Origin of the sequence: Methylobacterium sp. ME121, from assembly GCF_000974725.1 — a bacterium.
In the GTDB taxonomy this organism is placed as follows: domain Bacteria; phylum Pseudomonadota; class Alphaproteobacteria; order Rhizobiales; family Beijerinckiaceae; genus Methylobacterium; species Methylobacterium radiotolerans.
Map to the genome: position 1 here is coordinate 1 of NZ_BBUX01000041.1, position 21,816 is coordinate 21,816.

At 74.0% G+C, this 21,816-nt stretch carries 25 protein-coding genes and 1 pseudogene; 14 read left to right on the forward strand and 12 right to left on the reverse strand.

The genetic code is table 11. From position 1 onward, the window contains the following. Window positions 1-636: SGNH/GDSL hydrolase family protein (locus tag ME121_RS21485; protein ID WP_059409584.1), on the reverse strand; the 636-nt coding region annotated here is incomplete at its 3' end. A 311-nt stretch (window positions 637-947) separates the two neighbouring features. Between ME121_RS21485 and ME121_RS21490 the strand changes: the two genes are divergently transcribed. Further along, window positions 948-1,724 (forward strand): 3-hydroxyacyl-CoA dehydrogenase, encoded by a 777-nt coding sequence (locus ME121_RS21490; protein ID WP_012318338.1) that lies wholly within the window; start codon window positions 948-950, stop codon window positions 1,722-1,724. 4 nt (window positions 1,725-1,728) lie between these two features. Here the strand turns inward: ME121_RS21490 and ME121_RS21495 are convergent, their stop codons facing one another. Further along, window positions 1,729-1,977 carry a hypothetical protein gene (locus ME121_RS21495; RefSeq protein ID WP_012318339.1) on the reverse strand — a complete coding sequence of 83 codons (249 nt, stop codon included), beginning with the start codon at window positions 1,975-1,977 and terminating at the stop codon, window positions 1,729-1,731. Window positions 1,978-2,169: 192 nt separating this feature from the next. Between ME121_RS21495 and ME121_RS21500 the strand changes: the two genes are divergently transcribed. The 3 genes and pseudogenes from ME121_RS21500 to ME121_RS33980 all read left to right on the forward strand — a co-directional run bounded on the left by ME121_RS21500 (window position 2,170) and on the right by ME121_RS33980 (window position 5,258). After that, window positions 2,170-2,739, forward strand: a complete 570-nt coding sequence (locus tag ME121_RS21500; protein WP_012318340.1) for a PepSY domain-containing protein — start codon at window positions 2,170-2,172, stop codon at window positions 2,737-2,739. 241 nt (window positions 2,740-2,980) lie between these two features. Next, window positions 2,981-4,000: pseudogene (locus ME121_RS33975) on the forward strand (xanthine dehydrogenase family protein molybdopterin-binding subunit); the annotation flags it as partial. Window positions 4,001-4,064: 64 nt separating this feature from the next. Next, on the forward strand, window positions 4,065-5,258 hold the full coding sequence (locus tag ME121_RS33980; RefSeq protein ID WP_491892855.1) for a xanthine dehydrogenase family protein molybdopterin-binding subunit: 1,194 nt from the start codon (window positions 4,065-4,067) through the stop codon (window positions 5,256-5,258). Between the two features lie 85 nt (window positions 5,259-5,343). On the opposite strand, the gene ME121_RS21510 is transcribed toward ME121_RS33980, so the two are convergent. The 6 genes from ME121_RS21510 to ME121_RS21535 all read right to left on the reverse strand — a co-directional run bounded on the left by ME121_RS21510 (window position 5,344) and on the right by ME121_RS21535 (window position 11,772). Next, the gene (locus ME121_RS21510) at window positions 5,344-6,453 is read right to left on the reverse strand and encodes an aldo/keto reductase (protein ID WP_024830591.1); all 1,110 of its coding nucleotides are present in this window, start codon (window positions 6,451-6,453) and stop codon (window positions 5,344-5,346) included. 55 nt (window positions 6,454-6,508) lie between these two features. After that, window positions 6,509-7,189, reverse strand: coding sequence for a nickel pincer cofactor biosynthesis protein LarB (gene larB, locus ME121_RS21515; RefSeq protein ID WP_012318343.1), 681 nt, complete (start codon window positions 7,187-7,189; stop codon window positions 6,509-6,511). Next, window positions 7,186-8,007 (reverse strand): ATP-dependent sacrificial sulfur transferase LarE, encoded by an 822-nt coding sequence (gene larE, locus ME121_RS21520; RefSeq protein ID WP_012318344.1) that lies wholly within the window; start codon window positions 8,005-8,007, stop codon window positions 7,186-7,188. Before larE ends, larB begins: the two co-directional genes overlap by 4 nt. Further along, window positions 8,004-9,344, reverse strand: a complete 1,341-nt coding sequence (larC, locus tag ME121_RS21525; protein WP_059409562.1) for a nickel pincer cofactor biosynthesis protein LarC — start codon at window positions 9,342-9,344, stop codon at window positions 8,004-8,006. The genes larE and larC overlap by 4 nt, the downstream gene beginning before the upstream one ends. Before the next feature lie 113 nt (window positions 9,345-9,457). Further along, a complete protein-coding gene (locus ME121_RS21530; protein ID WP_059409563.1) occupies window positions 9,458-10,168 on the reverse strand; it encodes a Crp/Fnr family transcriptional regulator in 711 nt (236 codons plus the stop codon). Window positions 10,169-10,551: 383 nt separating this feature from the next. Continuing rightward, on the reverse strand, window positions 10,552-11,772 hold the full coding sequence (locus ME121_RS21535; protein WP_059409564.1) for a YihY/virulence factor BrkB family protein: 1,221 nt from the start codon (window positions 11,770-11,772) through the stop codon (window positions 10,552-10,554). Between the two features lie 185 nt (window positions 11,773-11,957). Here ME121_RS21535 and ME121_RS21540 point away from each other — a divergent pair, with 185 nt between their 5' ends. Both ME121_RS21540 and ME121_RS21545 read left to right on the forward strand, forming a co-directional pair. After that, entirely contained in the window at window positions 11,958-12,962 is a 1,005-nt protein-coding gene (locus ME121_RS21540; RefSeq protein ID WP_059409565.1) for an SDR family oxidoreductase, read from the forward strand. Between the two features lie 106 nt (window positions 12,963-13,068). Then, on the forward strand, window positions 13,069-13,830 hold the full coding sequence (locus ME121_RS21545) for a sigma-70 family RNA polymerase sigma factor (protein ID WP_059409566.1): 762 nt from the start codon (window positions 13,069-13,071) through the stop codon (window positions 13,828-13,830). A 236-nt stretch (window positions 13,831-14,066) separates the two neighbouring features. Here the strand turns inward: ME121_RS21545 and ME121_RS21550 are convergent, their stop codons facing one another. The 3 genes from ME121_RS21550 to ME121_RS21560 all read right to left on the reverse strand — a co-directional run bounded on the left by ME121_RS21550 (window position 14,067) and on the right by ME121_RS21560 (window position 15,391). Then, window positions 14,067-14,459, reverse strand: coding sequence for a hypothetical protein (locus ME121_RS21550; RefSeq protein ID WP_246753166.1), 393 nt, complete (start codon window positions 14,457-14,459; stop codon window positions 14,067-14,069). Then, a complete protein-coding gene (locus ME121_RS21555) occupies window positions 14,452-14,766 on the reverse strand; it encodes a hypothetical protein (protein WP_024830585.1) in 315 nt (104 codons plus the stop codon). The genes ME121_RS21550 and ME121_RS21555 overlap by 8 nt, the downstream gene beginning before the upstream one ends. Window positions 14,767-14,833: 67 nt before the next feature. Then, the gene (locus ME121_RS21560; protein ID WP_012318352.1) at window positions 14,834-15,391 is read right to left on the reverse strand and encodes a metallophosphoesterase; all 558 of its coding nucleotides are present in this window, start codon (window positions 15,389-15,391) and stop codon (window positions 14,834-14,836) included. Between the two features lie 142 nt (window positions 15,392-15,533). On the opposite strand from ME121_RS21560, the gene ME121_RS21565 reads away from it, so the two are divergent. After that, window positions 15,534-16,235: a DNA glycosylase family protein gene (locus ME121_RS21565; protein WP_059409568.1), complete on the forward strand. Its 702-nt coding sequence runs from the start codon at window positions 15,534-15,536 to the stop codon at window positions 16,233-16,235. Between the two features lie 734 nt (window positions 16,236-16,969). Further along, window positions 16,970-17,149 carry a hypothetical protein gene (locus tag ME121_RS21570; protein WP_059409569.1) on the forward strand — a complete coding sequence of 60 codons (180 nt, stop codon included), beginning with the start codon at window positions 16,970-16,972 and terminating at the stop codon, window positions 17,147-17,149. 171 nt (window positions 17,150-17,320) lie between these two features. Here ME121_RS21570 and ME121_RS21575 read toward each other — a convergent pair whose 3' ends face one another. Then, complete coding sequence (locus tag ME121_RS21575) at window positions 17,321-17,701, reverse strand: winged helix-turn-helix transcriptional regulator (protein WP_012318354.1); 381 nt, start codon at window positions 17,699-17,701, stop codon at window positions 17,321-17,323. 139 nt (window positions 17,702-17,840) lie between these two features. On the opposite strand from ME121_RS21575, the gene ME121_RS21580 reads away from it, so the two are divergent. From ME121_RS21580 to ME121_RS21605, 6 genes are all read left to right on the forward strand, one after another. Next, window positions 17,841-18,242 carry a DoxX family protein gene (locus ME121_RS21580; protein ID WP_029360911.1) on the forward strand — a complete coding sequence of 134 codons (402 nt, stop codon included), beginning with the start codon at window positions 17,841-17,843 and terminating at the stop codon, window positions 18,240-18,242. Between the two features lie 69 nt (window positions 18,243-18,311). Further along, window positions 18,312-18,692 (forward strand): glutathione S-transferase N-terminal domain-containing protein, encoded by a 381-nt coding sequence (locus ME121_RS21585; RefSeq protein WP_053621405.1) that lies wholly within the window; start codon window positions 18,312-18,314, stop codon window positions 18,690-18,692. 18 nt (window positions 18,693-18,710) lie between these two features. After that, window positions 18,711-19,322: a hemerythrin domain-containing protein gene (locus ME121_RS21590; protein ID WP_059409570.1), complete on the forward strand. Its 612-nt coding sequence runs from the start codon at window positions 18,711-18,713 to the stop codon at window positions 19,320-19,322. 313 nt (window positions 19,323-19,635) lie between these two features. Beyond that, window positions 19,636-19,929, forward strand: coding sequence for a hypothetical protein (locus ME121_RS21595; RefSeq protein ID WP_206406784.1), 294 nt, complete (start codon window positions 19,636-19,638; stop codon window positions 19,927-19,929). After that, window positions 19,917-20,555, forward strand: a complete 639-nt coding sequence (locus ME121_RS21600) for a TetR/AcrR family transcriptional regulator (RefSeq protein WP_029360907.1) — start codon at window positions 19,917-19,919, stop codon at window positions 20,553-20,555. The genes ME121_RS21595 and ME121_RS21600 overlap by 13 nt, the downstream gene beginning before the upstream one ends. Next, window positions 20,552-21,781: an efflux RND transporter periplasmic adaptor subunit gene (locus ME121_RS21605; RefSeq protein ID WP_059409572.1), complete on the forward strand. Its 1,230-nt coding sequence runs from the start codon at window positions 20,552-20,554 to the stop codon at window positions 21,779-21,781. Before ME121_RS21600 ends, ME121_RS21605 begins: the two co-directional genes overlap by 4 nt. The last annotated feature ends 35 nt before the right edge of the window (window positions 21,782-21,816 follow it).

Here is a 21,816-nt window from a genome sequence, read left to right on the forward strand (position 1 = left end):
CACCGCGCGGGCGAGCGCCGCGGCCAGGGGCGCGTAATCGGCCAAGTGCACGCCGTCCCGGTGGAGGCCCGGTCCGGCGAGGCCGCCGGCGCCGGATCGCCACGGCGCGAACGGGTCGATGAAGGCGTACCCCCCCGCGGCGCAGAGCGCGGCCAGGCGAGCCGTGAAGACCGCGACGGCGGCGGGATCCCGGCCGGCCGCCCCGGCACCGATCGGCGGGATCGCGGCGACGAAGACCCGCGCGGCCCAGGGCTCCAGGCGGCGCAGGATGCCCCCGACATCGGCCTCGAACCGGTCGGCCACCCGGGCCCGCTCGGGATGCCGCCAGCGCTGGATATCGTTGGTGCCGATGATCAGCACCGCGGCCGCGCAGCGGACCGGGACGCGCAGCGCCGCGAGATGACGGCCGCAATCGGCCGCGGTGCTGCCGCCGACCGCGATGTTGATGCAGGGCCGGCCGCCGAGATCCGGCGCGCCGACGAACTCCGCGTGGGAATTGCCGGCGAGCAGCACGCTGTCGGGCGCGGCCGCCCGAAGCGCCGCGCGGATGCCGGGACGCCGCTCGGCGAAGCGACGCCCGACGATCCGCCCGTGCCGCCAGTGCCGGGCCGCGGTCTCGATCCAGTGGGCGCCCATGGCGGTCCTGATCAGGCGTGGGGAATCGGCCGCTCCCGGACGGACGGGAGCGGAGGGCGACGGGCGTCGACTGATCGCGCGCGGCCACACGACTTGCCACTGCGCGATGGAGCGCCGGAAACACTTGAAGAGACGGCCCGATATCTTGGGCCGCCGCCGCAATCTATATGTGGGAAAAAATCACACGTCAATCGCCGCGCGGGTCCGGTCGGCCCGGGTGCCGGGCCGGACGCCTTCCGGCGGCCGCGCCGCCGCGCTACCTCGGGGATCGCGGGGCGCCGTCGGCCGCCCGGGAGCGTCGGGGAGCCACGATGGCCAGCGAGATGATCAGGGACCGGGTCTTCGTCGTCACGGGCGCGGGCTCGGGCCTCGGGGAGGCGGCGGCGCGGGGCCTCGCGGCGGCGGGGGCCCGGGTGGTCGTGGCCGACATCGCCCGGGAGGCCGGCGCCCGGGTGGCGGCGGATCTCGGGGCGCGGGCCCGCTTCGTCGAGACGGACGTCACCCGCGAGGCGGACGGCGCGGCGGCGGTGCGGACGGCGCTGGACGCGTTCGGGCACCTCCACGGGCTCGTGAACTGCGCCGGCATCGCGCCGGGGGAGAAGGTGGTCGGCCGCGACGCGCCGCACCGGCTCGAGACCTTCGCGCGGGCGGTCTCGGTCAACCTCGTCGGCACGTTCAACATGATCCGGCTGGCCGCCGACGCCATCGCCCGGGAAGCGCCGGACGGGGCGGGCGCCCGGGGCGTGATCGTGAACACCGCCTCGATCGCGGCCTTCGACGGCCAGATCGGGCAGGCCGCCTACGCGGCCTCGAAGGGCGGGGTGGTGTCCATGACCCTGCCGATCGCCCGGGAACTCGCCCGGCACGGCATCCGGGTGGTCACCATCGCGCCCGGCATCTTCGAGACGCCGATGATGGCGGGCCTGCCCCAGGACGTGCAGGACACGCTCGGCCAGAGCGTGCCGTTCCCGCCGCGCCTCGGCCGCCCGTCGGAATACGCCGACCTCGTCCGCCACATCTGCGAGAACCCGATGCTGAACGGCGAGACCATCCGGCTCGACGGGGCGCTGCGGATGCCGCCGCGCTGACGGCTCAGCCGATCGACACGCTGGTCAGCACCTCGGCGGCGCGGCGGACCTCGGCGGCGATCATCTCCTCGCTCGAGCCGTCGATCGGCATGTCCGACAGGATCGCCGCCACGTCGCGCTTCACGTCCTCGCGGATCTCCGGGTTCTCCTCGGAGAGCCGCCCGATCAGGACGCCGAGCACGATCTCCAGGGCGGACAGCTTGGCGTGCAGGCGGGTGAACTCGTCCAGCGGCTCGGGCTCGTGCGCGGTCATGACCGGCTCCATCGGAGAAATGTCCGCCGTCGCCGAGCGGCGCGCCGGAACGTCCGCGTGTCATACAGGGGCGCCGGCCCTCCGTCTCGCCGGGGAGGCGGGAGCCGAATTTTTTCCCGATCGCGGGCAACCGAGTTTCCGGACCCGACGTTTCACGCATCCTTGAACGAACCCGCGAAGGGACACCCCGCCATGATCACCCGTCTCACCGCCGCAGCCGGCCTCCTGGCCCTCTCCACCGGCCTCGCCCTGGCCCAGACGCCCACCGCGACGCCGGCCGAGCCCGCCACGAAGGCGGACAGCAACATGAAAGAGTGGCAGGTCGCCAAGGTCGCCAAGGTCGGCCTCGCCCAGGCCCTCGCCACCGCCGAGTCGCAGGGCGACGAGAAGGGCGGCCGCGCCATCGACGCCGATTTTGAGAAGGCCGACAGCAAGGATCCGGCCCACTACGCGATCAAGGTCGTGTACCCGAGCGGCAAGCTCGTCGAGTACGGCATCAACGCCGACACCGGCGCCCTCTACAAGACCGAGAACCAGCCGATCGAGCGCTACTTCACCCGGCTGAAGGCCTCCGACTTCCAGAACGCGAAGACCTCCCTGAAGGACGCGCTCGCCATCGCCGAGCAGAAGGCCGGCGGCGGCAAGGCCTACGAGGCCGAGGTCGAGAAGGACGGCTCCACGGTCCAGTACGAGATCAAGGTCGCCGGCGCCGACAAGGAGCAGGAGGTCAAGGTCGGACCGGACGGCAAGGTCCTGAACTGAGATCCCGGGCTGCGGCGGAAGCCCGTCGCAGCCCCGTCCTCGCGGGCGGCGCGAAGCCGTCCAGGTGGCGCCCCGCCGATCCAGGGCGCGCTGCCCTCGGTCGCTTCGCTCCGCTCGCGAGGACGGCCGGTTCGGTCCGGCCGCTGCATCCTGTCGCCCCGCCACCCAGGGAGCCGGAACGCCCTCGCGGCGCTTCCTTCCTTTGCGATGGGCCCGAGCGGCCGCGAACGGGGAGGGCGGCATGGACGCGCGCGCAGGGGAAACCGACGGCCGTCTCGGCCAGTCCCACGTCCGGGTCGAGGGCCCCGACAAGGTCACCGGCCGGGCCCGCTACAGCTCCGACCTCACGGGGCCGGAATCCGGCACGGCCCACGCGGCCCTGGTGACCAGCACGGTCGCCCGGGGCCGCATCACCGGGTTCGACCTCGCGGCGGCCGAGCGGGTGCCGGGCGTCCTGCGCATCTTCACCCACCGGGATTTCGCGGGCGCGGTGGCGCCGGTGAAGCACCTGATGGCCGGCGGCTACGCCAACAGCTCGCACCGGCCGCTGGATTCCGACGCCGTCGCCTATGCCGGCCAGATCGTGGCGCTGGTCGTCGCCGAGACCCTGGAGGCCGCCGAGGCGGCGGCCGGCGCGGTCACGGTCGCCTACGCGGCCGAGCCCGCCGCCGGCGGCTTCGACGCCCCCGGCGCCGAGACCGTGCGCCTCGCCGACCTGAAACCCCACCACGAGGACATCGCCCGGGGCGACGCCGAGGCCGGCTTGGCCGGCGCGGCCATCCGGGTCGAGGCGCGCTACGCGACGCCGGTCCAGCACCACAACCCGATCGAGCTGTTCACCACCCGGGCCGCCTGGGACGGCGACCGGCTCACCGTGCACGAGCCGACCCGCTACGTCGGCGCCGTCCAGCACGGGCTCGCGGCGCAGCTCGGGCTCGATCCCGCGCAGGTGCGGGTGGTGGCGGGCCTGATCGGCGGCCATTTCGGCTCGAAATTCGCCCTGTCGCAGCACACCGCGCTGGTCGCGCTCGCGGCCAAGCGCCTCGGCCGGCCGGTCTCCCTGGTGCCGAGCCGGCGACAGTGCTTCACCATCGCCAATTACCGGCCGGAATCGCGCCACACCATCCGCCTCGGCGCCGACCGGACGGGCCGCTTCACCGCCCTGGTGCACGAGGCCGAGACCGTGACGTCGCGCTTCGATCCCTTCGTCATGGAGGGTGCGGAGGTGACGGCGAGCCTCTACGCCTGCCCGAACATCCGCACCGCGGAGCGGGCCGTGCGGGTCGACCGCAACACGCCCGGGCCGATGCGGGCGCCCCCCCGAAGTGCCGTTCCTGTTCGCCCTGGAGAGCGCCGTCGACGAGATGGCGGTCGCGCTCGGCATGGATCCGATCGCGCTGCGCCGGATCAACGACACGGCGGTCGATCCGGTCTCGGGAAAGCCGTTCTCGACCCGGCCGCTGATGGCCTGCTTCGCGGCGGGCGCGCGGGCCTTCGGCTGGTCGCGCCGGGTGCCGCGCCCGGGCTCGATGCGCGACGGACCCTGGCGGGTGGGGCTCGGCTGCGCCGCCTCGGTGCGGCCGGTGAAGATCGCCGCCGCGACCATGCGGGTCCGGCTGGGCCCGGACGGCTCCGCGGAGGTCGCCTGCGCGCACCACGAGATCGGCAACGGCATCACCACGCTGCTCGCCCTGGGCGCGGCGGACGGGCTCGGCGTGCCGGCGGAGCGGGTGACGGTCCGGCTCGGCGACACGGACCTGCCGGCGGCCGGCATCTCGGGCGGGTCGAGCACGACCACCAGCCTCATGAGCGCGCTGGCGCTCGGCTGCGGGCAGATCCGACAGGTTCTGGCGCAGGCCGCGACCGGGCAGGGGGGCCGCCTCGCCGGCCGGGATCCGGGCACCTTGCGCCTCGTGGGTGGCCGGCTCGTCGCTCCGGAGGGGACCGGGATCCCGCTCGCGGAGGCCGTCGGTTCAGAGGGCGTCGAGACCGTCGCGGCCTTCGTGCCGGAGGGCAGCGACCGGGAGACGGCGCTCAAGGGCCTGCGCGGCGGCCATATCGGGCTCAGCCTGGGCGGCGCGGGGAAGGCGGTGTCCTGGGGCTTCGGGGCGCAGTTCGCGGAGGTCCACGTCCACGCCGAGACCGGGGAGATCCGGGTCGCCCGGCTCACCGGCGCCTTCGCGGCGGGGCGGATCCTCAACCCGCTGACCGCGAAGAGCCAGCTCACGGGCGGGATGATCTGGGGCCTCGGCTCGGCGCTTCTGGAGGAGACGGTGGTGGACGGCGCCGCCTACCGCAATCCGGATCTGGCCGAGTACCTCGTCCCCACCGCGGCGGACGCGCCGGAGGTCGAGGCGCTGCTGGTGCCCGATCCCGACGACCGGGTGGACGCGCTGGGGCTGAAGGGCCTGGGCGAGCTCGGCATCATCGGGGTGAACGCGGCCATCGCCAACGCCGTCCACCACGCCACCGGCCGCCGGATCCGCAGCCTGCCGATCCGGCTGGAAGACGTGGCGTGAGGGGGAGGCCGGGTGCGGACTTCCGGCGCGCCCTCGTCCTGAGGTGGAGGGTCGGACGTCGCCCGAGGGCCCGGACGTCCGCCCCCTACTCCATCGTCGGCGCGAGCTTCTTCACGCTCGCGACATCCTCGCCGAGCCACGCCGCGTTCTTGGCCGTGCCGTCGAAGGTGGCGCTCGTCTTGAACAGCTCGTACTTGCCCTCTAGCGCGTAGGGCTTCGAGCGCGACAGCAGCTCGGCCACCGCCGCCCTGTCCATCGGCTTGAAGGTCTTCACCGCCTCGAAGGCTTGGTCGAGGTCGCGCTGGTTCTGGATGCCGGTGATCACCACCGAGACCGGCAGGTTCAGCGAGAAGTGCAGGTACTCGAGCGGCTTGATCGGCGCGTCCGCCTTCAGGATCACGCCGTCGCCGAAGGTCTTCATGGCGAGCGGCGCGATGCCGTTCTGCACGAGATAGGGCAGGACGAGGTGGCTGAACGAGCGGAAATGCGCGTCCATCACGTTGACGGGCATCTGCACGGAATCGAAGTGGAAGCCGCGCTCGGCCGCCACCTCCAGCATCTGCAGGTGGATGCGCGGGTCCTTGTGGCCGGTGAAGCCGATGTAGCGCAGCTTGCCCTGCTTCTTCGCCTCCAGGAAGCCCTCCATGGCGCCCCCCTCGGCGAAGACCCGGTCGGGATCGTCGTAGCGCAGGATCTCGTGGTGCTGGACGAGGTCGATCCGGTCGGTGCGCAGGCGCAGGAGCGACTGGTCGATCTGCTTGATCGCCTCCTCCTTGGTCCGCCCGTCCATCTTGGACATCAGGAAGACCTTGTCGCGGTAGCCGCCCTGGGCCAGCGCCGCGCCCATGCGGAGCTCGGAGCGCCCGTCGTTGTAGTCCCAGCAATTGTCCATGAAGGTGATGCCGCGGTCGATCCCGGCATGGATCAGCCGCGTCGCCTCATCGTCCGTCACGGCGCTCTTGCCGAGATGGAACCCGCCCATGCCGATCGCCGAGATCTTCTCCGACGTCTTCCCGAACGACCGGTAGAGCATCTCGCCCCGGCGCTCGCCGGGATCGGTGACGAAGGGCAGGTCGGCCGGGTCCTGCGGGCGGTTGCCAGGGAGCGCGGGGGCGTTCACGGCCGCTCCTGCGCTGCCGGCGCCCGCAAGGCCCGCGCCGAGCACGGCGCCCTGTAGGAAGCTGCGGCGTTCCATCGGCTGTCTCCGTTCGCGAATGTCCGGGTGAGGGGAGGTAATGCGTCGGACCGGCTCATCGTTCGGTCTCCTCGGCGAGGCGTCCTGCCGCGTGGAGCAGGCGCAGGGCGGCGCAGGCGGCGCCGTAGCCGTTGTCGATGTTGACCACCGTGATGCCCGGCGCGCAGCTCGCCAGCACGGCGTCGAGGGCGGCGCGCCCGCCCGCCGCGACGCCGTAGCCCACGGAGGTCGGCACCGCGATCACCGCGCCCGCCACGAGGCCGCCGACGACGCTGGGCAACGCCGCGTCCATGCCGGCGGCGACGATCACCACCGGATGCGCCCGGATCTCCTCGATCCGCGAGGTCAGCCGCCACAGGCCGGCGACGCCGACATCGGCGAAGAGCGAGGCCGCCCGGCCGGCATAGGCCAGCACCCGCAGGGCCTCGCGGGCGACGGGCACGTCCGAGGTGCCGGCCGCTACCACGGCGACCCGGGCGGGACCGGTGATCCGCGGCGGCTCGCCGAACACCGCCGTGCGCGAGACCGGGCAGTAGTCGAGCCGGGCCGCCGCATCGAGCCGGTCGCGCTTCTCCGGGTCGAGGCGGGTGAGCAGGAGCGAGGCACCCCGCGCCCGGGCGGCCTCCAGGATCGCGTCGATCTGCTCCGGGCTCTTGCCGGCGCAGAAGATCGCCTCCTCCAGGCCGATCCGCTCGGACCGGGCGAAATCGAGGGTGAATTCTTCGGCGACGCTCACGCCCGGCCCTCCCCCTGCTGCACCAGGAAGGCGCTGCCGACCCGGTAGGGCGCGAACCGGACCGGGCCGGCGAGACGCGCCGGCGCGATGTCCCGGATGCCCGCCCCGAGCTTCTCACGATCCCGGGTGCCGAGGGCCGCCAAGCTCCCGGGATCGAGTTCCACCACCACGCCCTCGGCGCGCACCCGGCAGCGGACCGCGCGCTTGGCGCCGCTCTCCGCGTCGAGCGCCCCGCCGACCAGCCGCTCGACCGCGTGGATGAAGCGCAAGGTCTCCGGCTCGATCGCGATGCCGGTCTCGACCCGGCTCGACAGGCAGGGCGCCGCCGGCAATTCCGCCACCGCGCCGAGGCCGAGGTCGCGGGCGAGCGCCCGGACGGACGCCTTGTCGAACCCCGCCTCCACGTAGGGATGGCGCACCCCGTGCTCCCGGGCCGCGTCGAGGCCGGGGCGGTACTCGCCGAGGTCGTCGCGATTGGCCCCCGACAGGATCTGCCGGTCCGTGACCTGCCGGACCGCGCCGTAGAGATTGGTCTTGCAGAAGAAGCAGCGGTTGACCGGGTTCGCCCGGTAGGCCGGGTCGGCGAACTCGCCGGCCTCGATCACCCGCAGATCCCAGCCCTCGCGGGCGGCCTCGGCCCGGACGCGCGCGGTCGCCTCCCCGGGCACGGCCGGCGAGACCGCGTGGACCACGAGCGTCGCCCCCGGCGCCAGCCGGTGGGCCAGGGTGGCGAGCGTCAGGCTGTCGACCCCGCCGCTCACCGCCACCGCCACGGGCCCGAGCCCGGCGAGGACCGATTCGAGATGCTGGCGCGTCACCGCTCCTCCTGCTCCTGTTCCAGCGCGCGCCGCTCGGCCTCGCGGCGCAGGGCGGCCCGCGCGGCGTGGCCCGCACGGCCGCGGGCGTCGTCGGCCTCGGCCTTGGCGGTGCGCCCGCCCGGCCGGGCCACGATCTTCACGCGGACGGAAAGACCGTCGTGCTCGACCGTGCGGGCAGCGCGCGCGAGCACCGCGCCCTCCACGGGGTGGTAACGCAGGCCGATGGTCGTGGTCTCCCGGAAGCAGGCCGCGATCGCCGCCTCCAGGCTCTCCGGGCGGACCAGGACTTGGATCCGGGCCATCATCCGGCCCTTCTTGCCGATCACCGGCATCTGCACGACGTCCACGATGCCGGGCTCCGCGCGCAGCCGGTCGAGGCCCGTGGCGAGGTCCTCGCCGGACTGGTCGTCGACCTCGAAGGCGATCACCGCCAGATCCCGCCGGCCCGGGCCGGGGGCGGCGTTCTCCTCCAGCACGAGGGCACGCAGGCAGTTGCTCAGACCCGGCAGGACCTTGGTGCCGAAGCCGATGCCGGTGCGCCCGAGGATGCCCCGGGGGCGGCCCCGCCCGGGATCGTCGCCGCAGAGATGGCGCAGGATCGCCGCCCCGGTGGGGGTGACGCGCTCGCCGGGGATCCCGTCGTCGAGGGTCGCGAAACCCGCCAGCAGCAGCGTCGTGGCGGGGGCCGGGATGGGGAGGGGACCGTGCTGGGTCCGCACCCGGCCCGAGCCCAGCGGCAGGGCCGAGACGCTCCAGCTGCGCGTCCCCAGGGCGGCGATCAGGTGGGCGGCGGCCACGATGTCGGCGATCGAGTCGGCGGCGCCGACCTCGTGGAACGCCACCGCCTCCACGGCGATGCCGTGGACCCGCGCCTCGGCGTCGGCCAGATGCCCGAAAATGCCGAGCGCGTGCGCCCGCACCGCCGGCGCGAGGTCCGCCGCCTCCAGCGCGGCGCGGATCTCCGACCAGGGCCGGTGGCCGTGGTCGTGCGCGCGGGCCCGATCGTGGCCGTGCTCGTGGCCGTGCTCTTGGCCGTGATCGTGGCCGTGATCGTGGGGATGCGGGTGAGGATGCGGGTGTTCGTGGGGCGCGGGGTGTTCGTGCCGGTGCGGCGCGGGCCCGGACACCGCACCGGACACCTCACCGGGCGCCGACACGGCGAAGCGCGCACCGCTGAGGATCCCGTCATTGTGGGCCCGGACCGCGCAGGCGATGCGCGCGTCGACCGCCCGGACGCTGGCGGACACGCCGGCCTGATGCTCGGGGAAGGCGTCCAGCAGGGCGGCGGCGAACATGTCGCCGGCGACGCCGCCGAGCGCGTCGAGGTGGATGTGCATCGTGTGTCGCGCGGGCGCCCGTGGCGGATGACAGGTCCGCCTCAGATCGGCCGCGGCCGCCCCGCGGCAAGGCGCGCGCGGCCTCCGATGCCGCGGCGTATCGCCCGCGCCGCTCAGGAGAGCTGCAGGTAGGCGGGATCGAACAGCCCGCGCTCCCGCAGCCCGTCGAGGTCGCGGATCGTCAGGCGCCGGCTGCGCAGGGCGATGAGGCCGCCGGTGCGCAGCTCCTTCAGGGTGCGGTTGATGTGCACGCTCGTCTGGCCGAGGGCGTCCGCGAGGTCGGGCTGGGTCACCGGCATCGGCAGCGTCGTCCCGTCCGCGAGGCCGACGCGCGTCAGACGGAGGTGGAGCTCGCAGAACAGGTGCGCCAGCCGCTCGATCGCCGAGCGACGGCCGACGCTGGCGATCCACTCGCGGTGGATCGCCGTGGCGGCGAGCAACTCCCGCCACAGGCATTCCTCGACCGCGGGCCGGCCGCGGACCGCGTCGCCGATCTGCTCCGGGGCGATCCGCGCGACGGTGACGGGGGTCAGCGCGCCGATGGCGTGGTTCATCCGCGCCCGGCGGAACACGAACGGGTCGCACAGGTCGCCCGGCAGGAGCAGCGCGACGATCGCGCGCCGCCCGTCCGGGAACTGCTTGTACCGGCAGGCCCAGCCGTCGAGGATCAGGTGCGTGTGGTACGGGTCGCTCTGCTGCCCCTCGATATCCTGCCGGGCCGCGACGTGGCGGACATGCAGGCGCCCCAACCCGTCGAGCACCGCGCGGTCCTCCGGCGCGAGCCGGACATGCCGCTCCATCTTCCGTACGAACGGGTTCTCCACGTCCGCCTCCGGTCAGATCACCGCGGCGCCGGCGTGCCGGCGGCCGGACGGCGGAGCCCGGCCGGGCAGGCGCCGGGGCAGGCGCCGGGGCAGGCACCGGGGCGGGCGACCGCGGGGGATCGGGCGACGTCGCGCGCGTCCGAAGCGCCCCGCACGACGGCGCTGCCAAGGGTATCGGTGAAATAATGAGGCACGGATATTTCTATCGGCAGGGGGCCAAACCGTCGTCCGTACATTGAAGTCCGGATCTTCTTGGTCGGCTTGTGCCTGCGGCGGAAAAACGTGCGCCAACCTGTGTTAAGTCGGCGTTCTCCCCCGCGCCGCGCTCCCCCTGCGGCCCTGCGCCCAGAAGTCCCTGCCCGCGCGGATGGCCGGACGCCCCGCTACTCCGCGGCGGCGCCCACCGTGTCGGCCATGCGCGCCCGGCGCGTGCCGAGCGGCTGCGGCGCGCCGACGGTCGTGTCCTCGGCGGTCTGATGCTCCATCTCGGCGTTCACCTGGGCGCCGGTCAGGACGATCATGGTCGAGAGCCAGATCCAGGTCATGAAGCCGATCGCCGCGCCCAGCGAGCCGTAGGTCTTGTTGTAGCTGCCGAAATGGGCGACGTACCAGGAGAACAGCAGCGACGCGACGATCCACAGCAGGGCCGCGAGGGCGCCCCCGGGCGTGACCCAGCGCCAGCGCGGCGCGTCCCGGCTCGGCCCGTAGCGGTAGAGCAAGGCGAGGCCGAGCAGCACTGCCACGAGCAGGACCGGCCACCGCAGCAGCGCCAGCCACCACGCGTCCGCGCCGAGCCCGACGAATTCCAGCACCACCGGCACCACCACCACCGCGGCCAGCGCCAGGAGGAGGAACAGGAGCGCCCCCGCCGTGAAGGCGAGGGAGACGAGATTGAGCACGAGGAAGTTGCGCTTCTCGCGCTCGTTGTAGACGAGGTTGAGGGCGTCGAAGACGTGCTTCACGCCGCCATTGGCGCTCCAGACCGACAGGGCGATGCTGATGAGCAGGCTGAACCCGAGGGTGGTGTTGCCCTGCTCGTTCAGCCGCTTCACCTGATCGCCGACGATCTCCAGGGCGCCCTGGGGCAGGATGCCCTGGAGGCTGGCGAGCTGGTCGTTGATGGTCGAGGCATCGGCCACGAGGCCGTAGCAGGAGACCAGGGCCGCCACCGCCGGGAAGATCGCCAGGAGCGTGAAGAAGGTGACGCCGGCCGCGATCAGCGACAGGCGGTTCTCGCCGATGTCGTGATACGCGCGCAGCGCGATGTCCTTCCAGCCCTTGGCGGGGATCTCGGTCGGCGTCGAGGCCCGCCGCCCGCGATCGGCCTCGGCCCGGGCGACGGCGTGGGCCTCCCGTCCCGCGTGCGCGGGCGACGTCCGGCGCGCGTCGTCCCGGTCGGCGGACCGGCCGGGCGCACGGTCGGCTGAGGAACCGGCCGAGGAATCGACTGGGGAATCCGCCGCGGTACCGACCGCGCCCCGGGCCGGCCGGCGGGGGAGGGCGACGAGGCCGATCAGCGCGGTGGCGAGGGCGAGCGTCCAGACCGTCGAGGCGCCTCCCTCGGGAGCGGCGGCCCTGGCGGGGGCTGGATCGGGGGCAGGCATCGGCGACCTCGGCAGGGTTCGGGCAGACAGGGGCGGGGCCTTCGGGGCCGCGCGTCGCGGCGTCCGGATCGGCGCGTCCGGGACGGCGCGTCCGAATGGCCGCAGCTGCGAGGGGGAACGCCGCGGCGCGGGGAACGGTTCGCCGTGCAGTTGCAACTCGACGGCGAACGACGCGGAGAACCGGCATGGCGCGCCTGGACGGCGGGACGGTGGTCATCACCGGGGCCTCGAGCGGCATCGGCCGGGCGGCGGCCGGGGCCTTCGCGGCGCGGGGCGCGCGGGTGGTCCTGGCGGCGCGGCGGGCCGACGTGCTCGACGGGATCGTCCGCGACCTGCGCGCGTCGGGCGCCGAGGCCGTCGCGGTGCCCACCGACGTCACCGAGCCCGAGGCGGTGGACGCCCTGGCCCGGGCGGCGCTCCGGGCCTTCGGCGGCATCGACGTCTGGATCAACAACGCCGGGGTAGGGGTGTTCGGCCCCCTGCTGGACGCCCCCCTGGACCTGCACCGGCAGACGATCGCGGTGAACCTGCTGGGCGCCGTGCACGGGGCCTACGCGGTGCTGCCCCACTTCCTCGACCGCGGCCGGGGGACGCTGATCAACACGGTCTCGATGGGCGGCTGGGCACCGACGCCCTTCGCCGCCGCCTACACGGCCAGCAAGTTCGGCCTGCGCGGCTTCTCGGCGAGCCTGCGCCAGGAACTCGCCCGGCACCGGCACATCCGCGTCTGCGCCGTGTTCCCCGCCATCGTCGACACGCCGGGCCTGGATCACGGCGCCAATGTCAGCGGCCGGCGGCTCAATCCCGGGCACCTGTACTACGCGCCCGAGGCCGTGGCCGAGACCTATCTCCGCCTCGTGCGCCACCCGCGCGACGAGGTCGCGGTCGGCTGGCCGGCCCGCCTCGCGCAGGTGGGCTACGCGCTCGCCCCGTACCCGACCGAGCACCTGATGGGCGCCGGGTTCCGGTGGGCCCTCGACCGGGCCGAGCCCGGGCCGCGCACGCACGGCGCCCTGCGCGCGCCGACGCCGGAGGGCACGCGCGCCGACGGCGGCTGGCGTGCCCGCAAGCACGTCCCCGATGCCGGCACGCTGAGCACCGCCCTCGGCACCGGGCTCGCCGCCGCGGGGGCCTGCGCGGCGCTCCTCGCCGGCCTCGCGGCGGCGCGGCGGTTCGGCGCCCGCGGCTGAGCTCCGTTCGGGCAAAGCGCTAACCCATGTTGCGGCATGGGCGGCCCGGGCACGCCACAACCGGTCCTCTGGGCTTGACCGGCCCGCCCGCCGACGACCGGACCGAATGCCCGACACCGAAGGCTCATCGCTCCTCGATCCCATCGCGGATGTCGCAGAGGAGGCCGGGGACGAGACTCGCTTCGGCCTGCCGGAGGCCGTGCGGGCCCATCTCGGCACCCTGCTCGGCCGCACCTACGACCGGATCGGCCAGGACGCGGACGGTGCCACGAACCCCTTCGCCGACCTGCTCGCGCGCCTGGAGATCGCCCTCGCGCAGGCCGAGGGCGAGCGGGACAAGACCTTCCGCGCGGGCCTGCTGGAGGTGGTGCCGGCGCTGCACCGGTTCGCGGTCTCGCTGACGCGCGACCCGGCCGCGGCGGACGATCTCGTGCAGGACACCCTGCTGCGCGGCTGGCGCGGCCGCGGCGGCTTCACCCCCGGGACCAACCTGGAGGCGTGGCTGTTCACGATCCTCCGCAACGTCTTCTACAGCCAGCACCGCAAGCAGGGCCGCGAGGTCGCCGACACCGACGGCAACTACGCCGAGCGGCTGACCAGCATTCCCGAGCAGGGGAGCCACCTCGACCTGCAGGACGTGCGCGCGGCCCTCGACCGCCTCGCGCCGGTGATGCGCGAGGCGCTGGTCCTCGTGGCGATCGAGAACCTGAGCTACGAGGAAGCCGCCGTCGTCATGAATTGCCGGATCGGCACCGTGAAGAGCCGGGTCTGGCGCGCCCGCGAGCAGCTCGCGCGCATGCTCGGCTACGGCGGCGACGAGATCGGCAGTGACGGGGTCATGCTGTCGGTGACCGGCACTTCGGCCTGATCGCGACGATTGTCACGATCGAATACGCCAATTCGACACTTCGACGGCCGTATTCGCCAGCAAATTGACTTAGGTGAAAGCGCCCGGGCCGTCGCCTGGGCGATATGGAGCGGGTTGGGTCGATCCGTCGACTCGGCCGGGCTCCCATCGGTGTGACATCCCCCCGATCCACCGATGGGAGCCTCTTCGCCGGCAGCCGCAGCGGATGCGCGGGCCGGACGCCCCCCGCCCGGATCTCAGGTCGAGCCGCTCCGGTCCGCGTCGAGCTGCTGCAGCAGCTCCGCCAGCCGGGGATCCAGCGCCTCGTCGATCACCGGATCGTACATCGCCCGCATCTGGTGGCCGAGCCGCACGCGCGTCTGCGCGTCGAGGATCGGGCCACCCGCGACGGGCACCACCCGCAGGGCGGACGGTGCCGCGCCGGCGGCGTAGCGCTCGGTCGGTCCGGGGACGGCACGGCGGTGATCAGGCCGGTGTTCGGCCCGGTGTTCGGGATGAGGCATGCCTCCTACATCGGCCCGCACCCCCGCCGCGGCAACCACCGGCCCGCCCGATGTCACGTCCGGTGGCAGATCCGGTGGCAAATCCGGTGGCAAGTCCGACAGCGTGTCGTCGTCCGCCTCAGGCATCGTCCTCGGGGGCGAAGACCTCGCCCTTCTCGGCCAGGACGGTGTCGGCCGCGTCGCGGGCCAGCTCGTCCCGGTCGGCCGCGGGAGCGGGGCGGCCGAGCGCCCGCGCCAGGGCTCCGTCCCAGCCGGGCGCCGGCGCCTGGCCCTGCCCGGCGAGGATCGCGCCGGCCCGGCGGCAGACCCGGGCCCAGTCCGGCGCGCCGAGGGCGGCCCAGTCGGTCCCGAGGCCGAGTTCGGTCGCGGCCTGATCGGCGGCCCGGGTCGCCGCCTCGGTCGAGCCCGGCGGCGGGGCGGGGATGTCGGTCATGGCGATGCGGCCTCCTGCCGGGCTGTCGATGCTCCGGCGGACGATGTAGCGCGCCGGTCCCCACCCATCAGCGCAGGCCGTGGGCCGCGAGTTCCTCCGGCGCGCCCGCGGCCGCGTCCTGGCGCAGCAGGATCGCGTCGAGGGTGACCGGGCGGTCGTCCCAGGCATCCACGCCGACATCGCAGGAGCGCGTGGTGTCGGCGAGCCAGCCGTGGCTGTGCCCGTAGAGGTGGCGCGTCTCCCGCCACAGGCCCGGCCAGGCCCGGTGCGCGTAGTGCGACAGGAACAGGCGGTGCGGCCGCCCGCGCGCGTCCGCGACGGAGAGGCGGGCGCTCTCCACCGGCGGCTCGGCCCAGGGCAGGTCCAGGACGCGGTTCGAATCGTGGTTGCCCCGGACGAGGCGCTTGGTGCCGTTCAGCCGCGCGAAGATCGCCGCGCAGTGCGCCCGGCTGGCATGGGCGGCGAAGTCGCCGAGGTGCCAGACGGCGTCCTCCGGGCCGACCACGGCGTTCCAGCCGGCGACCAGGGCCTCGTCGTGGGCCTCGACGCCGCCGAACCGCGCCCCCCGGTGGCGGAGGATGTGCGGGTCGCCGAAATGCGTGTCCGCGGTGAAGAAGATCGCCATGGTGTCGAGACCTGGGCCGCGGGCGCGTCCCGTCCAGACCGGCCGGCGCGAGGCGCGCGGCCGCATCGCCGCATTTCCGGACCGCTCCGGACGGCTCCAGGGCCGCTTCCGCGAAACCCCGCGGGCCGGTTAGGCTGCGGCGATGCTGGATCCCGCCATCTACGACCACCTCCTGGACGCGGCGCGCGCCCATCCGCCGCTGCGGGCCGCCCTGGTGCGGGCCGGTCCGATCCGGATCGAGCCGCCGGCGCATCCCTGCGTCGCCGACCGCCTGTTCGTCGAGGTGGTCAACCAGCAGCTCTCCGTCCGGGCCGCGGCGGCAATCTGGGCCCGGATCGAGGCCGCGGCCGCGGCGGCGGGCGCGCGCCCGCGGGACCTGTTCGAGGCCGGGGACGCGGCGCTGCTGCGGGCCTGCGGCATCTCGGGCAACAAGGTGCGGGCGCTCCAGGCGATCGTGGCGGCCGAGACGGCGGGCCTGCTCGGGCCCGGCCTCGCCGACCTGCCGCATCCCGAGCGGGCGGCGATCCTGTGCGGCATCCGCGGCGTCGGCCCCTGGACGGCCGACATGGTCGGCATCTTCCACTTCCACGACCCCGACATCTGGCCCGCGGGCGACGTGGCGGCGGTGGGGTGCCTCCGCCGCCTCACCGGGCGGGCCGATACCGCCGCGGTGGCGGCCGCCTTCGCGCCGTACCGCTCGATCCTGGCCCGCTACCTGTGGCGCATCAAGGACACGGCGCCCGCGCCGGCGGCCGACCCCGTGGGCGCGCCGGCGGACGAACCGGTCGCACAGGATCCCGCGCCCCGGACCCGGCGCCCCCGCGGCGCGGCGAGATCCGGGTGACGGCCGGGCTCGGCTATCCGTCGGCGCCGCCCGGGCCCGTAGCTCGATGGTCGGAGCCGGCCGCTCCTGACGGTCCGCCCGGACCATCGATCCCCTGGGCTGGACGCAGCTTTTCTCGCGAGGGCACGTTTTCTCGCTGGGGCACGAGAAGCGGCATGGGCGACGTCCCGATCAGACCCCGTTTCGCGCCGCCAGTCTCCCCCCCAGAGCGCGGGCTGCGCCGTCCATGCGGATCAGGTCGGCGCTTTCTCCACCCGGTAGCGGAGCCGGACCACGCCGCCCTCCGGCAGGAGGATCTCGACGCCGAACGCCGCACCGAACGCCGCGCCGTGCGCATCCACGGAAGAGGCGAGGTCGCGACCGTCAGGGCCGGCGCACAGGCAGGTCCCCCATCCTCGCGCGACGCGGCCAAGTACGTGTCGGGAACCCCGTCCGGCAGCACGGCGACGGCATGGTCACCGGGGCGGCTGTCCTGCCCGTACTGGACCTTCCCGTACTGGACCTTCCCGTGCGGGTCGGTGGCGACCGCGAGGGCGCGGACCCCGCGGTTGCCCACGAACGGCTCACGCGGGGCGATGCCGGGGACCGCCACATGTCGCGGCTCGCCCGTCGACATCGCCTCCACAGTCACGCGCCCGAGCCTCCGGCCCGGCGCCCCGAACGTGGATGAGATCGCGTCGTGATCTTGCCGGGACCGGACCCCGTCCACGCCGGGACGGTGGAGCGGCTGGGATGTGGACGGACCGCGGGCGTTCAACCGCATCGACCTCAACCGGAGCGCGGCGCTGGCCGGGCTCTGTCTCGCCTACCGCCCGGAGGATCTCGTGCTGGCCGAGATCGCCGGACCTGCCCGCGCCGTCGCCAGGCCGCGCCGGCCTTCGCGGTCGAGGCTTCGCACCACCGGGGCTGATTGACGTTCCGGAGCCCCGTCATCGATCCGACGCGCGAGGCGGCGTCCGCGGGCCGTACCCCTGTCGAAGACGGGCAACCACGAACTCGGCGGACCGAACAGGCGTCGCGGGCCGGTCTCCGCCGGTCCGCTTCCGCGCGGTACGCGCGTCGAGGCAGACGGCGACCGTTCCGTCTCAGACAGCCTTCTCCTTCGCGTCGTAGGCAGTCTGAGCCGCATCGATCTGCGCCATGTTGTCGAACGCCCACGCCCCGAGGGCCTGGATCGGCCCCGCCAGGGAGTGCCCGAGTTCCGTCAGTTCATAATCGACCCGCGGCGGGATGGAGGGCGTCACCGTTCGCGTCACGAGCCCATCCCGCTCCAGATTCCGCAGAGTGAGGGTCAGCATCCGCTGGGAAATCCCCTCGACACCGCGCTTCAACTCGCTGAACCGACGCGACCGGTCGCGCAGGAGCATGATGACGAGGACGGTCCACTTGTCGCCGATGCGGGAAAGGATCTTCGAGACCCGCATGCATCCCGCCGAATGCTCGGGGCGATGGACAGTCACATCCATGTAACCTCGGTACCCTTCCTGTGCCGTCTTGCAGGAGGAGACGGGGCTCGTATCATAACGCGGTCACTAAACGAAACCGAGGCCTGCTAAGGAACCCACGCGCGGCTCCGGGCGCTCCGGTCACATCCAGGGTCCCGGCATGTCGCAGAGTCTCGCCCGCGCCGCCCGACCTTCGCGCGGTCGCAACATCGCCGCGTGGGTCCTGTCGGTGGCTCTGTCCGCCGCCTATCTGGCGGCCGGCGGCGCCAAGCTGGCCGGCGTGCCGATGATGGTCCAGACCTTCGACCAGATCGGCCTCGGGCAGTGGTTCCGCATCGCGACGGGCCTCGTCGAGGTCGTCGGCGCCCTCGCGCTCCTGACACCCGGCTACGCCTTCCTCGGCGCCGTCTGGCTCGCCGCGACCATGGTGGGCGCGCTCCTCGCGCACCTCCTGGTGCTCCCGACCCCGGCGGCTCCCGCCTTCCTGCTGCTCAGCCTCGACGTCGTGCTCGCGTCGCTGCGCCGCGACCCGTCAGCCCGTCTCGTCCCACGCCCGCGGTAGGCCGCAGGGCCGGGCCGTCGCGCGCCGGCTGCCCACGACACCCGACCCCATCGCACAGGAAGTCCTACGATGACCGAGACACCGTTCGCGCCCGTCCTCTTCCTCAAGGCGGGCTGCCCCTTCTGCATGAAGGTGCGCCTGTTCCTCCTCGAGGCTGGACAACTCGACGGCGTCGTCCTGCGCGAGTTCGCGCCCGGCACCGAGGAGGAAACCGAGATCCGCGGCCTGCTCGGCCCGGTGGTCGAGAAGGTCACCTTCCCGGCGGCCGAATTCACGCCCGGCAGCTTCACGACGGAGTCCGACGCCATCGTCGCGCACTTCGCGGCACGTGCGGGTGTCGAGCCGGCCGCCTTGCCCACCTACCAGTCCTACCTGAACGGCGTGTTCAAGAACCTCGGGGCGCTCTACCGGGAGAACATGGACCTCAAGAAGCGCCTCCCGCCGGCCTGACGGAGAACGGCACATCCGATGGCCCCCGACACGCCAGAAGCCGCCGCGCCGCCTGTCGAGGCAAGGCTTGGCCGCGCCCTCGATGGCATTCCCTTCCTGGACGATGCCACGCGCCCGAAGGCGCCGCCCATCCCCGGCGTGACCCGGGCCCAGCGGGCGCGGGGGCGGCGCCTGGCCCTATATCATCGCCACCACCTCGCGGAGCTCGCCGCCGTTCGCGGCGCGCTGGACCGCTTCCTGGCGGGCACCGGCACCGTCGAGGCGGTGACGGACGGCGTGGCGTCGATGACGCTGACCGAGAACTACCGTGCCTTCGGCACCCTCTGCGGGCGCCAGTGCCACCTCCTCCAGATGCACCACGACATCGAGGAGGGCGACATGTACCCCAGGCTGCGGCGATCCGACGGCCTGCGCCGGGTCCTCGACCGCCTCGGTGCGGAGCACCGCACCGTGCACGCCCTCCTCGAACGCATCCGCGCCATCGTGCGGTCCGTCGCATCGGCCCCCACGCGGGAACAGGTCCTCGACCTCAGGGAGGTCTACGGGGTCTTCGAACGCGTGGTGATCTCGCACTTCGGGTACGAGGAGCGAGAGCTCGAAGAGGCCATCGGGTACTACGACGCCCTGTGACCGCGCCCACGCGCGATGGCCAACGCGCGATGGAACGTCGGGCCCGACCGCGTGCATCGGGAGTCCGTCCGGTCTGGACGGCCCGCGGAGGTCGCGGTCCCTCAGCGCGCTCAGCGCCGGCGTCGCCCGACAGCCCCGGCGCGCATCCCGGCTGCTCGATCCGTCGGGGGACGAACACCGCCCCCGGCGACGGACTGGAGAGCAGGCCCCCGGCACGCCGCGGCTGCGGGCCCCGGCACCAGTGAATGAACGTTCATTGACATGAGAATGAACGTTCACTAATGCTCCCGGCGTGGCGCGGGAGACGCGAATGATGCACGGTTTTTCAGAGGCGCGGCCCGTCCACGGACCGGCCCCCGAGGCATGGGCCTGCCTGCGCTCCGTCGCGTTTGCGGCGTCGCGCCCGGCCAACCTGCTCGCCGTCCTCGTGGCGCTTCTGGGCTGGGCCGCACTGATCTCCTGGACCGGCAACGGCGCCGGGGGCTGGCAGGCCCGGACCTGCGCCGGTCTCGACGTGGTCTCGCGCGCCTGCGCCGAGATCCGCCCGATCCAGGACGCCGGCCGGGTCGTGCCCCATGCGGCGGAGCTGGCGTCGTGGGCGCGGTGACCGGCGCCGTCGTCGAGGTCCGCGACGTCCAGGCGGCGCGGCGCGAACAGATCCTCGACGCGGCCGAGGCCTGCTTCGTCCGGAACGGCTTCCACCGCACCACGATGTCGGACCTCGCCCGCGAGGCCGCGATGAGCCAGGGCAACTTCTACCGCTACTTCGCCTCGAAGGAGGACATCGTCCTGGCGATGGCGGAGCGCGACCGCGCCCGCGGCGCCGCCCTGGTCGCCGAGATGGAGCGGGACGGCGACCGCCGCGCGTCCCTGAACGGCATCCTCGAACGGTTCTTCACCGGCATCACCCGCGAGGCCGCGGTGCTGCGCCTCGACCTCTGGGCGGAAACCACGCGGAACCCCGCCATCGCCGCGCTGGTCGACCGCAGCGAGGCCGAGGCCCGCGCGTGGCTGTGCGGGATGTTCGCGGCGCTCGCCGCCTCGCCGGATTGCGACCCCGCGTCGATGTTCGAGGCGATCAACCCGCTGATGAAGGGCATCGTCGTCGGCCGCGCCATCCTGCCGGGCTACGACCCGGCCCCCGCCGTCGCCCACCTCCAGGCCCTGATCGAGGCGGGCCTGAACGGCGCGCTGCCGCGGGTCACCACCGCCGTTCCGGAGACCGGCCGATGACCCGCGCCGCCTTCCTCGTCGCCCCCGCGCTGCTGGCGCTCGGCCTGTCGGCCGCCTCCGCCCGCGACGAGGCCGCCGCCGCGCTCAAGCCGTTGCCCGCGCCCGCGGTCAGCGTCGTCGAGGCGACGCGGCGCGAGACCGTGGAGACCGTGACGGTGACCGGGACCCTGGTGCCCCGCGACGAGATCCTGGTGACGCCCGAGATCGACGGCTACCGGGTCACCGAGGTGCTGGTCGAGGAGGGCGCGCGCGTCACCAAGGGTCAGGTGCTCGCGCGCCTCGCCCGCGACCTCATCGACCGCCAGATCGCCCAGCAGGACGCGGTGGTGGCCAAGGCCGAGGCCGCCGTGCCCCAGTCCCAGAGCAGCATCGAGCAGGCCGAGGCCGCCGAGACCGAGGCCCGGCTCAGCCTGGATCGGGCCAAGACGCTCATATCCACGGGCAACACCACCGCCGTGGTGATGGAGACCCGGACTTCCGCCCTGCGCCAGGCCGAGGGCCGGCTCGCCTTCGCCCGCAACGGGCTGGCCATGGCCAGGGCCGACCTCGCCCAGGCCCGCGCCGTGCGCGACGAGCTGTCCCTGCGGCTGGCCCGCACGGAGATCCGCGCTCCCGTGGACGGCATCGTCAGCCGCCGCACCGCCCGGGTCGGCCTCGCCGCCTCGGCCGCGTCCGAGCCCCTGTTCCGCCTGATCGCCCGCGGCGAGATCGAGCTCGAGGGCGAGATCGTCGAGACCAAGCTGCCCCTGCTGCGCGAGGGCGCCCCGGCCTGGATCGATCTCGGCGAGAGCGGCCGCGTCGCGGGCCGCGTGCGGGCCGTCTACCCCGAGGTCGACAAGGCCACCCGCCTCGGCAAGGTGCGCGTGCGCCTCGATCCCGACCGGCGCCTGCGCATCGGGACCTTCGCCCGCGGCGGGGTCGAGCTCGGCCGCAGCCGCGGCGTGAGCGTCCCCCAGGCCTCCGTGCTCTACGGCGGCGGACGCCGCAGCGTGCTCGTTGTCGCCGGCGACCGGGTCGAGGACCGCACCGTGCGCACCGGCATCGCCGACGAGGACACCATCGAGATCCGCGCAGGCCTCAACGAGGGCGAGCGCGTCGTGGCCCGGGCCGGCTCGTTCCTGCGTGACGGCGACCGGGTCCGGCCGGTCCTCGAGGCCCCGCCCCCCGCGCCCGCGGTCGCCGCGGTGCCCGCGCCGCGGGACACCGCCGAAGCCGGCGGGCCTTAAGCCGGCGTCCCCACACCCATCCCGACGTCACGAGA

Coding starts and splice junctions, on each gene's coding strand:
- ME121_RS21605 (WP_059409572.1), top strand. CDS start 20,552: ATGACCCGCGCCGCCTTCCTCGTCGCCCCCGCGCTGCTGGCGCTCGGC.
- ME121_RS21575 (WP_012318354.1), bottom strand. CDS start 17,701: ATGGATGTGACTGTCCATCGCCCCGAGCATTCGGCGGGATGCATGCGG.
- ME121_RS21500 (WP_012318340.1), top strand. CDS start 2,170: ATGATCACCCGTCTCACCGCCGCAGCCGGCCTCCTGGCCCTCTCCACC.
- ME121_RS21490 (WP_012318338.1), top strand. CDS start 948: ATGGCCAGCGAGATGATCAGGGACCGGGTCTTCGTCGTCACGGGCGCG.
- ME121_RS21585 (WP_053621405.1), top strand. CDS start 18,312: ATGACCGAGACACCGTTCGCGCCCGTCCTCTTCCTCAAGGCGGGCTGC.
- ME121_RS21560 (WP_012318352.1), bottom strand. CDS start 15,391: ATGGCGATCTTCTTCACCGCGGACACGCATTTCGGCGACCCGCACATC.
- ME121_RS21550 (WP_246753166.1), bottom strand. CDS start 14,459: ATGCCTGAGGCGGACGACGACACGCTGTCGGACTTGCCACCGGATTTG.
- ME121_RS21590 (WP_059409570.1), top strand. CDS start 18,711: ATGGCCCCCGACACGCCAGAAGCCGCCGCGCCGCCTGTCGAGGCAAGG.
- ME121_RS21595 (WP_206406784.1), top strand. CDS start 19,636: ATGCACGGTTTTTCAGAGGCGCGGCCCGTCCACGGACCGGCCCCCGAG.
- ME121_RS21495 (WP_012318339.1), bottom strand. CDS start 1,977: ATGACCGCGCACGAGCCCGAGCCGCTGGACGAGTTCACCCGCCTGCAC.
- ME121_RS21540 (WP_059409565.1), top strand. CDS start 11,958: ATGGCGCGCCTGGACGGCGGGACGGTGGTCATCACCGGGGCCTCGAGC.
- ME121_RS21580 (WP_029360911.1), top strand. CDS start 17,841: ATGTCGCAGAGTCTCGCCCGCGCCGCCCGACCTTCGCGCGGTCGCAAC.
- ME121_RS21510 (WP_024830591.1), bottom strand. CDS start 6,453: ATGGAACGCCGCAGCTTCCTACAGGGCGCCGTGCTCGGCGCGGGCCTT.
- ME121_RS21555 (WP_024830585.1), bottom strand. CDS start 14,766: ATGACCGACATCCCCGCCCCGCCGCCGGGCTCGACCGAGGCGGCGACC.
- ME121_RS21565 (WP_059409568.1), top strand. CDS start 15,534: ATGCTGGATCCCGCCATCTACGACCACCTCCTGGACGCGGCGCGCGCC.
- ME121_RS21535 (WP_059409564.1), bottom strand. CDS start 11,772: ATGCCTGCCCCCGATCCAGCCCCCGCCAGGGCCGCCGCTCCCGAGGGA.
- larC (WP_059409562.1), bottom strand. CDS start 9,344: ATGCACATCCACCTCGACGCGCTCGGCGGCGTCGCCGGCGACATGTTC.
- ME121_RS21545 (WP_059409566.1), top strand. CDS start 13,069: ATGCCCGACACCGAAGGCTCATCGCTCCTCGATCCCATCGCGGATGTC.